General features: G+C 72.2%; 12 protein-coding genes and 1 tRNA gene. 10 read left to right on the top strand and 3 right to left on the bottom strand.

Going from position 1 to position 12,845, the window contains the following annotated elements; genetic code table 11:
* The first annotated feature begins 17 nt into the window (after nucleotides 1–17).
* Entirely contained in the window at nucleotides 18–1,529 is a 1,512-nt protein-coding gene (locus ACXJKQ_RS17240; protein ID WP_457106955.1) for a glucosamine inositolphosphorylceramide transferase family protein, read from the top strand.
* A gap of 193 nt (nucleotides 1,530–1,722) precedes the next feature.
* Nucleotides 1,723–1,884 carry a YqaE/Pmp3 family membrane protein gene (locus ACXJKQ_RS17245; protein WP_457106956.1) on the top strand — a complete coding sequence of 54 codons (162 nt, stop codon included), beginning with the start codon at nucleotides 1,723–1,725 and terminating at the stop codon, nucleotides 1,882–1,884.
* Between the two features lie 133 nt (nucleotides 1,885–2,017).
* On the opposite strand, the gene ACXJKQ_RS17250 is transcribed toward ACXJKQ_RS17245, so the two are convergent.
* Nucleotides 2,018–2,094: transfer RNA gene (locus tag ACXJKQ_RS17250), tRNA-Arg, on the bottom strand.
* Between the two features lie 166 nt (nucleotides 2,095–2,260).
* On the opposite strand from ACXJKQ_RS17250, the gene ACXJKQ_RS17255 reads away from it, so the two are divergent.
* Nucleotides 2,261–4,471: an FUSC family protein gene (locus ACXJKQ_RS17255; protein ID WP_457106957.1), complete on the top strand. Its 2,211-nt coding sequence runs from the start codon at nucleotides 2,261–2,263 to the stop codon at nucleotides 4,469–4,471.
* A gap of 54 nt (nucleotides 4,472–4,525) precedes the next feature.
* Here the strand turns inward: ACXJKQ_RS17255 and ACXJKQ_RS17260 are convergent, their stop codons facing one another.
* A complete protein-coding gene (locus ACXJKQ_RS17260; protein ID WP_457106958.1) occupies nucleotides 4,526–4,756 on the bottom strand; it encodes a hypothetical protein in 231 nt (76 codons plus the stop codon).
* A 320-nt stretch (nucleotides 4,757–5,076) separates the two neighbouring features.
* Between ACXJKQ_RS17260 and pth the strand changes: the two genes are divergently transcribed.
* The 6 genes from pth (at nucleotide 5,077) to ACXJKQ_RS17290 (ending at nucleotide 9,780) form a co-directional block, all read left to right on the top strand.
* Complete coding sequence (gene pth, locus ACXJKQ_RS17265; RefSeq protein WP_457106959.1) at nucleotides 5,077–5,685, top strand: aminoacyl-tRNA hydrolase; 609 nt, start codon at nucleotides 5,077–5,079, stop codon at nucleotides 5,683–5,685.
* A 231-nt stretch (nucleotides 5,686–5,916) separates the two neighbouring features.
* The gene (ychF, locus tag ACXJKQ_RS17270; RefSeq protein WP_457106960.1) at nucleotides 5,917–7,014 is read left to right on the top strand and encodes a redox-regulated ATPase YchF; all 1,098 of its coding nucleotides are present in this window, start codon (nucleotides 5,917–5,919) and stop codon (nucleotides 7,012–7,014) included.
* Nucleotides 7,015–7,040: 26 nt separating this feature from the next.
* The gene (locus tag ACXJKQ_RS17275; RefSeq protein ID WP_457106961.1) at nucleotides 7,041–8,030 is read left to right on the top strand and encodes a MaoC/PaaZ C-terminal domain-containing protein; all 990 of its coding nucleotides are present in this window, start codon (nucleotides 7,041–7,043) and stop codon (nucleotides 8,028–8,030) included.
* A 58-nt stretch (nucleotides 8,031–8,088) separates the two neighbouring features.
* The gene (locus tag ACXJKQ_RS17280) at nucleotides 8,089–9,132 is read left to right on the top strand and encodes an aldo/keto reductase (protein WP_457106962.1); all 1,044 of its coding nucleotides are present in this window, start codon (nucleotides 8,089–8,091) and stop codon (nucleotides 9,130–9,132) included.
* Nucleotides 9,133–9,256: 124 nt separating this feature from the next.
* On the top strand, nucleotides 9,257–9,496 hold the full coding sequence (locus ACXJKQ_RS17285; RefSeq protein ID WP_457106963.1) for an acetyltransferase: 240 nt from the start codon (nucleotides 9,257–9,259) through the stop codon (nucleotides 9,494–9,496).
* Nucleotides 9,493–9,780, top strand: coding sequence for a type II toxin-antitoxin system RelE/ParE family toxin (locus ACXJKQ_RS17290; protein ID WP_457106964.1), 288 nt, complete (start codon nucleotides 9,493–9,495; stop codon nucleotides 9,778–9,780). Before ACXJKQ_RS17285 ends, ACXJKQ_RS17290 begins: the two co-directional genes overlap by 4 nt.
* A 67-nt stretch (nucleotides 9,781–9,847) precedes the next feature.
* On the opposite strand, the gene mtnA is transcribed toward ACXJKQ_RS17290, so the two are convergent.
* Nucleotides 9,848–10,951 carry an S-methyl-5-thioribose-1-phosphate isomerase gene (gene mtnA, locus ACXJKQ_RS17295; protein WP_457106965.1) on the bottom strand — a complete coding sequence of 368 codons (1,104 nt, stop codon included), beginning with the start codon at nucleotides 10,949–10,951 and terminating at the stop codon, nucleotides 9,848–9,850.
* A gap of 168 nt (nucleotides 10,952–11,119) precedes the next feature.
* Between mtnA and ACXJKQ_RS17300 the strand changes: the two genes are divergently transcribed.
* The coding region (locus ACXJKQ_RS17300; protein ID WP_457106968.1) for a DNA translocase FtsK 4TM domain-containing protein at nucleotides 11,120–12,845 on the top strand (1,726 nt) is incomplete at its 3' end.

Consider the following 12,845-nt stretch of genomic DNA (forward strand, 5'->3'; position numbering starts at 1 on the left):
ATGGGGATCCCCCTGCCATGCATGTGAGAGTCCGCCTCGACGGCGCGAACCCGCTCCGCTGGCACATCGCGCTGGTGAATCGGCTCGCCGCCCTGCCCGGGATCGGGACCGTGAGCGTCGATGCCCGGCCCAGCCCGGTGGAGTGGCCGGCCCAGGCCGATCTGCTGTTCCGGCTGGAGGCCCTGATCTTCCGGCTGAGTCCGAACGGATCGTCGCCCGTGCCGCCCGCGGACCTCTCCGCCTGGGCCAGTCCCGCGGCCGCGGACCTCGTGCTCGACCTGTGCGGCGATGCGGTCGCCTCCGGCCCCATCTGGCGCCCGGCCTATGACGGCGGCCTCGGCGAGACCGCCCTGCTCGCGAGCCTGCTCGCCGGCCGCGTGCCGCGGCTCGACCTGCTCGAGGGCCGCACAGTCATCGCCTCCGGCCGTCTCGGATCGGATTACCGGGGTTCCATAGCCCTGTCCTTCGAGGACGCGCTGGCGCGGACGATCACGATCGTCGCCGCCGCGCTGCGGGACCGGTTGGCGGGCCGTGGCGGAACCGCGATGCCCGTCGCGGCCGCGGCGGCGGTGCCCGCGCCGCCGGAGCGGATCCTGGCATCCAGACCGGCGCGGCTGCTTGCCCGCAGCCTCGTCGGCCGCCTGTACAGGCTGTGCTATCACGCGCCGCACTGGCGCACCGGATGGCGGACCCTGCGCGGACCGGACCTGATCGACCTCGGACGGCATCCCGAGGGGGGCTGGCATGTCCTGCCCGACGATGGGCGGCGCTTCTACGCCGATCCGTTTCCCCTCGCCTCCGGCGGCACGACGCACGTCTTCGTCGAGGAATTCCCCCACGCGACCGGCAAGGCGATCATCTCGGCGGTCCGCTTCGGCCAGGACGGACCCGAGGGGCCGCCGGTCCCGGTCCTGGAGGAGCCGTACCATCTCTCCTACCCGTTCGTGTTCGCGCGGGACGGCGCCGTCTGGATGGTGCCGGAGAGTTCGGCGGCGGGCACGGTCGACCTCTACCGGGCGACGCGCTACCCCGGGGGCTGGGTGAAGGAGGCGACGCTGCTGTCCGGAGTGGTCGCGAGCGACGCGACGCTCCTCGAACACGGCGGCCGCTGGTGGATCTTCGCCACCGTCCGCGATGCCCCGCCTGGCGCCCCACCGGGATCGGGCTGCCACCACGACGCGCTGTTCCTCTGGTCGGCGCCTGACTTCCGCGGGCCGTACACGCCGCATCCGGCCAACCCCGTGCTGATCGACCCGTCGGTCGCCCGGCCTGCCGGACGGATCGTGGCGCGCAATGGAACCCTGATCCGACCGGTCCAGGATTGTGCGGAGGGTTACGGCCGCGCCCTGTCGCTGGCGCGGATCGACCGGCTCGATCCGGACGGGTTCGCCCAGACCATCGTCGGCCGGATCGAACCGGGTGCCGCCTGGCCCGGCCGGTGCCTGCACACGCTCAACGCCGACGGCGGCCTCGAATGCATCGACGGATCCGGCCGGGCCTCGCGCCTCAGGGCGCGGTTCGGCGCCTGAGCGGACCCGCCTGGGCCGGCCACCCGTTCATGCGCACCAATCCCTGAGCGACCGGGGGTTTCCGTCGCGGCATCGGCGGTTGCCGTTGCAAAACCCGCCCGAATCCGGCGTGCGCCGCGATGGAAGGCCCCGCGGCCCGGAACCAGCCGGCGTGTTCCGTGTTCGCTCACGAACCCGGAGACACGTCGCCCCCATGGTCATGATCCTCATCTGCTTTCTCGCGCCATGGCTCGCCATGTTCCTGCGCGGAAAGGTGTTTCAAGGCATCCTCTGCATCATCCTGCATCTCACGATCATCGGCTGGATCCCGGCGACGATCTGGGCGCTGATCGTCACCCGGCGAGAGGCGGCCTGACGGTCTCACCGGGCCGGCAGCGGCCCGGAATGCGGCCGGACCCAGGTGCCGACCGTCCGATGAATCCGGTGCGCGGCGCGGGCCGGTGAACCCCGCGCATCTCGGCCGGGGCCGGCCGACGCGGCGTGCGGGCTGGCGACCCCGGTAGGGCTCGAACCTACGACCTGCCGCTTAGAAGGCGGCTGCTCTATCCAGCTGAGCTACGGAGTCGGGAGGCCAGGCGGTCCCAGAAGCCACGGGCTCGCCCGGGGGTCAAGCGTGCGGCCCGCACCTCCGCCGGAGCCTGTGGTGTCCCGCGTGCGCACCCCGACGGTTGCGCTCTCCTCCGATCGGGGTTGCGCCGACGGGCGGATCCGGACAAGCCGGGTCGCGGTTCATGCCCGGGCGCCGCGCCCGTGTCCGGAGACCGAGGTTGCCGCCGCCTCCCACAGCATCGCCGCCCGAACGCACCCGCCGGGTCGCCGCGGAACGCGGCAGCCTGAACCGGCCCGGCGCGGACCTCGGCCGCCTTCCCACCGGTCTCGACCTCCGGGGCGTGCGGCTCGTGGAGGGTGTGCGCGCCGCCTTCGCGTTCGGCGTCGTCATCCTGATCAACATCTGGGTGCAGTGGCCGCCCCTGCTCACCATGGCGCTCGCGGCGAACCTCGCCTGCTTCTGCGACAATGGCGGACCCATGCGGGCACGCCTGCGCGTCCTCACCGCCTTCTCGTTCCTCGGCGGGCTGCTCTGGGCGGGCCTCGGCCTGATCCAGCCCCTGGGGCTCCCCGTCGTCGTGCCGGTGGCCTGCGCGCTGATCTTCGCCTGCTCCTACGCGCGGGTCTGGAGCGTGCAGGCGCAGTCGGCCGGGAACGTCCTCGTCGTGGTGCTGTGCATCGCCCTCGACCGGCCGCTCGGCCCGGAGCAGGCCGGGATCACCGTGCTGATGTTCGCGGCGGGGGGGCTCTGGGCGACCTTCCTGGCCCTGGTCATCTGGCGGCTGCATCCCTACCGCCCGGCGCACCGGGCGGTGGCGGAGGTCTGGCACAATCTCGCGCGCCTCTGCGGTGACCTGGAACGGCTCGTCGCCCTGCCGGAACCCGACACCGCCGCCTTCGACGGCCATGCCCGGGGCCATCGGCGGGGCGTCCGGGCGAGCATCGAGACCGCGCGGACCATGATCCTCGACCTCGCCCGCTCCCGCGAGCGGGTCTCGGACCGCACCGCCCAGGCGCTGCTGCGCCTGGAGAGCGCCGAGCAGATCTTCTCCGCCCTGATCGCCGTCGGCGAGCTGATCGACAGCCGTCCCGATACGAGCCGCCGAGCCCTCGCCAAGATCTTCCTGCGGCGCCTGCGCCCGCTCCTCGTGACCATCGCCCGGGCGATCCGCGACGACGTCAGCCTCGACCTCGCGCGCCTGGAGCACTCGATCGCCCGGGCGGCCGAGGGACTCTCGGACGATCCGACCCTGGCGCGCCTCGCCGACCGGATCGTCGGCCGGGTGCGGATCGGCGCCAAGCTCTCGACGCCGGAGGGCTACCGGCCCGGCGGGACCTTCCTGGACGGCGGCAGCCTCGACCGCTGGACGCGCTATGTCGGGCCGCTGCAGCAGAATTTCACGCTGGCATCGCCCAATCTGCGCCACGCTCTGCGGGCAAGCGCCGTCGCGGCGCCCGCGCTCGCCGCCACCCTGACCTATGCGGGCGCCTTCACGCACTGGCTGGTGATGACTGTGGTTCTGACCATGCAGCCCTTCTACGCGGCGACGTGGCAGCGGGCGCTGGAGCGGATCGGCGGCACGGTGCTGGGCGGCCTCGCCGGCGCGGTGCTCGCCTATTATGCCACGACCCCGCTCGCGGAGGCCGGGCTGATCCTGGTGCTGAGCATCGTCGGCTTCGCGGCCCGCCAGATCTCGTACGGCTTCTTCGTGGCCTGCCTGACGCCCCTCGTGGTTCTGCTCGTCGAACTGCTCGAGCCCGGCCACAGCTCCTGGGAGATCGTCGCCATGCGGGCGGGCTTCACGGTCCTGGGCGGGCTGATCGCGGTGGCGAGCTGCCTTGTGCTCTGGCCGATCTGGGAGCCCGATCAGGTTCGCCAGGAATTGCGGCGGGCGCTGAAGGCCCATGCGGGCTTCGCCGAATCCGTCCTGCGGGCACCCGCCGGACCGGACCGGGAGGCCGCGATCCTGACCCGGACCCGGGCGGCCGGCCTCGCCCTCAACGATCTGGAAGCGGCCCTGTCGCGCGCCCTGCAGCAGCCGCGCGCCGGCCACCATCCGGAGGTGGAATCGGCCCTCGTGGCCGACGCGACCCTGCGCCGGATCAGCGCCCGGCTCACGGTGCTGCGGCACGCCGCCGAAGCGGCCGCCCCCGAGGCGGAGCCCTGGCGGGCCTGGACCGCCGCGACCCTGGCGGCCCTGGGCGCGGACCAACCGCTGCCCGAGCGTCCCGGCCTCGATCGGGGCCAATCCCTGACCCGGCTCGTGAGCCAGGTCGATCTTCTGGTCGGAACCCTGCGCCCGGGGGAGATCCGCCGGCAATCCGCCGACGGGTCAGAGGGCGAGGCCGCGGCCGCTGGTTCCGGCGTGGCGCACCCGGTCCGGACGTCCTGACCAGCGGGTGCGCGACGCGGACCCGCGGTTCACCGGCAGGTCCGTCCCGGCGCGTTAGAACCGCGGCAGGGCGTTGGCCGGGCCTCCAGCATGCGGGCCGGCATAGCGGTAGGCGGGCGCCGGCTCGGCGCGGACGGTATCCTGCCGCAGGAGGGAGCCGGTGCCGACCCAGCCCGAATAGGCCGAGGCCGGGTAGGGCGAATGCCGCGAATCCAGGCCCTGGGCCAGGGCCGGGGTTGCGACGGCCGCGACCAGGGCGGCGGCGGCGAGCATGCGAACGGTCATGGGGATCTCCAAACGTCTGCGTCTGACTTCAGCGGGAAGTCATCCGGTCAATCGTGTCGCGTGAGGAAGATCGTCGGGTCGGCGGTCTTGATCACTCGGGCTTTGCTTGATCACTCGGGCTTTGCTTGGCCGAATGTGACCTCTCAACGGGGATACTCTGCCTCGGGTTCGGCCGGGGCCGTGCGCTGGCGCACGACGGAGACGGCCCGGCCCCGGAGACCGGCACGGCGCCCCGGTCGGACCGGACCCGGCCGGGGGTGCGTCCCGCGCGGAAGCGTGCCACAGACCGCGCCGAACGGAATCCCCCGGAAGCCCCTGACATGAAGTTGATCGTCGGCCTCGGAAATCCGGGCGCGCGTTACGCGGGCAACCGGCACAATATCGGCTTCCTCGCCGTCGACGCCATCGCCCGCCAGCACCGGGCGAGCCCGTTCCGCCACCGCTTCCAGGGGGAGGCCGCCGAGGCGGTGCTGGGCACGGAGCGGGCGATCCTCCTGAAGCCCTCGACCTTCATGAACGAGTCCGGCCGCGCGGTCTCGGAGGCGCAGCGCTTCTACAAGATCCCGCTGGCCGACGTGATCGTGCTCCACGACGAACTCGACCTCGCCCCCGCCAAGCTGCGGGTGAAGCTGGGCGGCGGCAATGCCGGCCATAACGGCCTGCGCTCGATCACCGCGCAGTGCGGCAACGACTATCGCCGGGTCCGCCTCGGCATCGGCCATCCCGGCGACAAAGCGCTGGTCCATGCCTACGTGCTCAACGATTTCGGCAAGGCCGAACTGCCCTGGGTGGACGACCTCTGCCGGGCCGTGGCCGACCACGCGGACCTGCTCGCCGCCGGCGAGGATGCGGGCTTCCAGAACAAAGTCCACCTCGCCATGGCCGGCCGCGGCTGGGACGCGGTGAAGACCCTGGGCGCCCGAAATTGACACGCCCCCACGGGGACGGGATATCGAGGCGGGCGAGAGGGTCCGAGGTAGGCCGTGTGCCACACGCCCGGCTGTCGGCGGTTCGATTGCCTCCCGGTAGCCGCGGCCCGGCTCGCCGGTGCCGCGCGTACTCGACCGAGGACAGGGCGCACGGCGCCCTGTTCGAGGGCCTGACCCTCATCAACCCTTTCCGCGCGTCGCCCGGCGACGTGCTTCAACGGAACTGAGTCCATGGGCTTCAAATGCGGCATCGTCGGCCTGCCGAACGTCGGCAAGTCGACCCTCTTCAACGCACTGACGCAGACGGCGGCCGCCCAGGCGGCGAACTACCCGTTCTGCACCATCGAGCCGAACGTCGGCGAGGTGGCGGTGCCGGATCCGCGACTCGATGACCTCGCCCGCATCGCCTCCTCGAAGGAGATCATCCCGACGCGGCTGACCTTCGTGGACATCGCCGGCCTCGTGCGCGGCGCCTCCAAGGGCGAGGGCCTGGGCAACCAGTTTCTGGCCAACATTCGCGAGGTCGACGCCATCGCCCACGTGGTCCGGTGCTTCACGGACGGCGACGTCACCCACGTGGAGGGCAAGGTCGACCCGGCGGCCGACATCGAGACCATCGAGACCGAGCTGATGCTCGCCGACCTCGACAGCCTGGAGCGCCGCGCCGTCGCCCTGGAGAAGAAGGCCAAGGGCGCCGACAAGGAAGCCAAGGAGAGCCTCGACCTCGTCAACCGGGCGCTGCCGCTCCTGCGGGAGGGCAAGCCGGCGCGGCTGGTGGAGCGCAAGCCCGACGAGGAGAAGCTGTTCCAGTCCCTCGGCCTGATGACCGCCAAGCCCGTCCTCTACGTCTGCAATGTCGATGAGCCCGACGCCGACAAGGGCAACGCCTATTCGGAGGCGGTCTTCGCCCGCGCCAAGGCGGAGGGCGCCGTGGCGGTGGTGGTCTCGGCCAAGATCGAGAGCGAGATCGCCGTGATGCCGGAAGCCGACCAGGCGGAGTTCCTGGAGGCGGTGGGGCTCACGGAGCCCGGCCTCAACCGGGTGATCCGGGCCGGCTACGATCTCCTCGGCCTCGTCACCTATTTCACGGTCGGCCCCAAGGAGGCCCGCGCCTGGACGATCACCAAGGGCACCCGTGCCCCGGGGGCGGCCGGGGTGATCCACTCGGATTTCGAGAAGGGCTTCATCCGGGCCGAGACCATCGCGTTCAAGGATTACACCACGCTGAACGGCGAATCCGGGGCTCGGGACGCCGGCAAGCTCCGCCTGGAGGGCAAGGAGTACGTGGTGCAGGACGGCGACGTGCTGCATTTCCGCTTCGCCAACTGATCCTTCCATCCCGGACGCGCCCGCCCATGCCCGACCCCGCCCTCGAGGATTTCGCTGTCGGCGACGTGATCGTCGGCGAGCCGCTCACCGTCACCCGCGACGCCATCGTGGGCTTCGCCGAGCAGTTCGACTTCCAGCCCTTTCACCTCGACGAGGCAGCCGCGGAAGGGACCTTCGCGGGCCGGCTGATCGGGTCCGGCTGGCACACGGCGGCTTTGGGCATGCGGCTGCTCCAGCAGGGGCCGTTCAAGGGCGGCTCGTCGCTGGGCGCGCCGGGGATCGACGAGTTGCGCTGGCTCGCGCCGGTCCTGCCGGGGGACGCCCTGACGCTGACCTTCCGGGTCGCAGGAACCCGCGATTCGACCTCGAAGCCCGGGCTCGGCTTCGTCACCGCCGAGGTCGCCGTCGGAAACCCGCGCGGCGAGACGGTGCTGACCCAGCGCTTCACCTTCATGCTTGCCCGCCGCGGCACCGACCCCCTGCCCCCGCGGCCCGTGGAGATCGGCGAACCGGGACCGGTCGCGGAGCCGCAGGACGCCGAGATCCTGCCGTTCCTGCGGGACGCCGAGATCGGCGCCGTGCGGGAGCTGGGCGCCTACCCGTTCACCGCCGAGGCGATCGTGGCCTTCGCCCAGGCCTACGATCCGCAGGCCTTCCACCTCGACCACGCGGCGGCCAAGCGCAGCCATTTCGGCGGCCTGTGCGCCTCCGGCTGGCACACGGCCGCCGCCTACATGAACCGGATGCTCACGACCCGCGCCCGCGACGCCGCCTACACGGCGACCCGCGGCCCGGTCCCGGAGGCCGGCCCCTCTCCCGGGTTCAAGGCCTTACGCTGGCTGAAGCCCGTCTACGCGGGCGACACGTTGCGGTTCAGCGCGAAGCTGACCGACAAGCGCGCCTCCGCCTCGCGGCCAGGCTGGGGACTGGCCTTCGCCCGCAACACCGGGGTGAACCAGCGCGGCGAGCCGGTTTTCTCCTTCGACAGCGCGGTCTTCCACCAGTGGGAGCCGTGAGCGCGCCGGGGTCGCTCCCGCGCGTTGACATCCGGGACACGGACGGGATCGGGCAGGCATGTATCAGAAGAAGCTCGGCAGCACGGGGCTGTTCGTCTCGGAACTCTGCCTCGGCACCATGACCTTCGGCGGCGGGACCGGGATGTGGCGCCAGATCGGCGCCCTCGACCAGGCGGAGGCCGGGCGCCTCGTCGGGCGGGCGCTCGATGCCGGGATCAACTTCATCGACACGGCCGACGTCTACGCGGAGGGGCTCTCGGAGCAGATCACCGGCCAGGCCCTGCGCGACCTCAAGGTCTCGCGCGACAGCGTCGTCGTCGCCACCAAGGGCTACGGGCCGATGGGGCCGGGGGCGAACGCCAAGGGCGCCTCGCGCCTGCACCTGATCGATGCCTGCAAGGCGAGCCTGAAGCGGCTCCAGCTCGACCATATCGACCTCTACCAGATCCACGGCTTCGACCCGGCGACGTCGATCGAGGAGCAGGTGCGCGCCCTCGACATCCTCGTGCAGCACGGCCACGTCCGCTACGTCGGCGTCTCGAACTGGGCGGCGTGGCAGATCGTGAAGGCGCTGGGGATCAGCGAGCGGGCCGGGCTCGCCCGCTTCGAGACCCTGCAGGCCTACTATTCCATCGCCGGCCGCGACCTGGAGCGGGAGATCGTCCCGATGCTGCGCTCGGAGGGGCTCGGCCTCCTGGTCTGGAGCCCGCTGGCCGGAGGCCTGCTCAGCGGCAAGTATGCCGGCGGCGCGGGCGAGGGCCGGCGCGCGAGCTTCGACTTCCCGCCGGTGGACCGCCCCCGGGCCGAAGCCTGCATCGAGGCCATGCGGCAGGTGGCGGAGGCACGCGGCGTCTCGGTGGCCCAGGTGGCGCTCGCCTGGCTGCTGCACCGCCAGGCGGTGACCAGCGTGATCGTCGGCGCCAAGCGGCTCGACCAGCTGGAGGACAACATCGCGGCGACCGAACTCAGCCTCAGCGACGCGGAACTCGACGCCCTCGACGCGGTGAGCGTCCTGCCGGCGGAGTATCCGGGCTGGATGTTCGAGCGCCAGGGCGCCCGGGCGCAGCAGCTCGCGGAATCGGGCCGGCCCGGGGTGCGGTGAGGCGGCTCACGCCGCCTTCCGACGCTCCGGGTAAAGCCCGTACAGCCCCGCGGCGCCAATGACCCAGACCGGCTCCTGTCGCCTCTTTAACCGATCCTGCTAAGGTAGGAACGGAGGTCGGCCTATGACGGAGTTACTGGAGAAGGCGGTCGCAGCGGTGCGTCGGATGTCCGTTGCCGAACAGGATACCATCGCCCAGGCCATCCTCAGCCTCGCGCAGCTCGCTGAGCCGCTCGACATCGAGCCCGAAAACGTGGCCGCCGTCACGGCGGGCCTGGACCAAGCCGATCGCGGCGCGTTCGTGGAAGGTGAAGCGGCCGCGAGCGTCGCGGCTACTTTCGCACGTGTCCGTGAAAGATCGTGAGACTGCGTCTCACACCGCAGGCACTCGCAGACGTGGAGACCATCGCGACGTATCTGGAAAGCCGGAATCCGCTCGGCGCGCAACGCGTCGAGGCGGCGATTCAGGACGCGCTCATCCTCATCGGCCGGTATCCCGAGATCGGCTCGATCGGGCGTCAGCGCGTTCGCCGTCTGGCGCTGCCCCGCTATCCGTACCTGATCTTCTACCGTGTGGACGAGCCCGCGGATGTCATCGCGATCCTGGCGATCCGGCATGCGGCCAGAAAGCCGGCCGGCCAATCCTAGAGCGGGCGAAGTCGTCTTCCGTCCGTCGCCCCACAGGCCAAGCCGCGCCCCTGTCCGCCCCCTGCCCTCACGCCGCCTTCCGGCGCTCCGGGTAGAGCCCGTACAGCCCCGCGGCGCTGGCCTCGCAGATCCCGCGCTCGGTGATGATCCCGGTCACCAGCCGGGACGGGGTCACGTCGAAGGCGGGGTTGGCCACGGGGCTTCCGGGGGAGACCACCTCGATCGTGGCGAAGCCGCCGTCGGCGAGCCGCCCGGTCATGTGGGTGACCTCGCGCCCGTCGCGCTCCTCGATCGGGATCTCCTTCACCCCGTCGTCGAGCGTCCAGTCGATCGTCGAGAACGGCAGGGCCGCGTAGAACGGCACGCGGTTGTCGTGCGCCGCCAGGGCCTTCAGGTAGGTGCCGATCTTGTTGCAGACGTCGCCGCTCGCCGTCGTGCGGTCCGAGCCGACGATGCACAGGTCGACCCCGCCGTGCTGCATCAGGTGCCCGCCGGCATTGTCGGCGATGACCGTGTGCGGCACCCCGTGGCCGTTCAGCTCGAAGGCGGTGAGCGCGGCACCCTGGCTGCGCGGCCGGGTCTCGTCGACCAGGACGTGCACCGGCACGCCCCGTTCGTGGGCGGCGTAGATCGGCGCCAGTGCGGTGCCCCAATCCACCGTGGCGAGCCAACCGGCGTTGCAATGGGTCAGCACGGTCACCGGCCGGTCGCCGCCCCTGGCCCTGTGCAGGTCGGCGATGACCTGGCTGCCGTGGGCGCCGATGGCGCGGCAGCTCGCCACGTCCTCCTCGGCGATGCGGCCCGCCTCCGCGAAGGCGCAGGCGAAGCGCTCGTCGGGCGCGACCTGCCGCAGGTTGGCGGAGAGCCGGTCGAGCGCCCAGCGCAGGTTGATCGCCGTGGGGCGCGTCGCCGCGAGCACCGCCACCGCCCGGTCGATCCCATCCGTGGAGGCATCCGCCCGCATGGCCAGCGCCAGCCCGTAGGCCGCTGTGACGCCGATCAGCGGGGCGCCGCGCACGATCATGGTGCGGATCGCTACTGCGGCGTCCTCCAGCGTGGCGAGGCGCTTCAGCTCGAACGCGAAGGGCAGGCGGGTCTGGTCGATCACCTGGACGCTGACGCCGTCCGGGTCCGGGAAGATCGTGCGGTAGGGCTGGCCGTCGATATTCATGGCCGGTCCTGTGCCACAGCGGGGCGGATTTTGCACCCTCCGCACGGGGCGCTGATCGAGCCCCGGCGGCCCGGGCGTGGGCCGGTCAGCCTTCCTCAACCTTAGCGGCTCGTTAAGGGGGCCGTGCCTAGCCTCTCGGGCAAGTCCCCGTTCTGCGTCCGGTCCCGCATGCGCTCGCTTCGCCGTCCCGCATCGCCCTACGACACCTTCGTCGACAGCGTTCGCCCGTTCCTGGGCAAGCGCCTGACGGAACTCGGCGGGTTCGTGCTGTTCACCGGCGCGGTCGCGCTGACCGTGGCGCTGGCCACGTGGTCGATCGACGACCCGAGCCTCAATCACGCCACCGACCATGCCGCCCACAACGTCCTCGGCCAGCCTGGCGCCGTGGTGGCCGACCTCGCCATGCAGATCCTCGGCCTCGGGTCGCTCGCCTTCGTGCTGCCCCCGGCCCTCTGGGGCGTCCGGCTGATGCGCGAGCGCAACCTGCCCGAGGGGGGCCTGCGCATCGCCCTCTGGATCATCGGCTTCTGCGCGGCGAGCGCGGTGGCGAGCGCTCTGCCGCCCACGACCCGCTGGCCGCTGCCCACCGGCCTCGGCGGGGTGGCCGGCGACGGCCTGCTGTCGATGGCACGGGTGATCGTCGGGGCGGTCTCGTCCGCGGCGGCCCACCTCGTCGGCTTCGCCTACGCCGCCGTGGCGATCCTGAGCCTGACCGGCGCCTGCCGCTTCGGGGCGGTCGAGGAGGAGACCCTGCACGACGACCCCTACCCCGTCCGCCGCGCGCCCGTGCGGGGCCGGGACCCGGCCCGCGATGAGCGGGAGGATTCCGACGAGCCGAGCCTCGGCCTCGTGGGTGTCGGCGCCCTCGCGCAGGGGCTGATGGGCCTCCGCCACGCCGCGGCCGACCGGATCGCGGCGTGGCGCGCGGGCCGGGCCGAGCCGATCGACGGTGCTTCGCCGGCCCTGGCGGCCCGGCGCGCCTTCACGGATGCGGACCTGCCCTGGGCCGACCACCTGCCCGAGGGGCGGGAGCCAGGCGCGAGCCGGCGCGAGCCGGTCTTCGACGCGGCGGAGGACGCATCTCCGGGGATGCCCGCCCGCCGGGGGCCGCCGTCGCAGGCCGACGCGGATGCCGTCGAGACCCTGGGCGCCTTCGAGCCACCGCAGCGCCCGGTGCCACAGCGGGCCGAGCCGACGGCCTCACGCGTCGCCCCGCCGGCCGCCGCCCCCGTACCGGCCCGCCGCGCGCCCGCGCCGCCGGTCCGTCCGGAGGATTACGCCCTGCCGGCCCTCGACCTGCTGGCCGCCCCCCGCGGTCCCTCCCAGGCGAGCCTGGTCTCGGCCGATGCCCTGGAGCAGAACGCCACACTGCTCGAGGCAACGCTCGGCGATTTCGGCGTGCGCGGCGACATCCTGGCGGTGCGGCCCGGTCCGGTCGTGACCCTCTACGAGCTGGAGCCGGCGCCCGGCACCAAGTCCAGCCGCGTCATCGCGCTGGCCGACGACATCGCCCGGTCGATGTCGGCGGTCTCGGCCCGCGTCGCGGTGGTGCCCGGCCGGAACGCCATCGGTATCGAGCTGCCCAACGCCAAGCGCGAGACCGTCTACCTGCGCGAACTCCTGGCCTCGACGGATTTCGCCGAGAGCAAGCACAAGCTGGCCCTGTGCCTGGGCAAGAACATCGGCGGCGAGCCGATCATCGCCGACCTCGCGCGCATGCCGCACCTGCTGGTCGCCGGCACCACCGGCTCGGGCAAGTCGGTGGCGATCAACACCATGATCCTGTCGCTGCTCTACCGGCTGAAGCCCGAGGAGTGCCGCCTGATCATGGTCGATCCGAAGATGCTGGAGCTGTCGGTCTACGACGGCATCCCGCACCTGCTCTCCCCCGTGG

This window comes from Methylobacterium sp. P5_C11 (genome assembly GCF_054049775.1).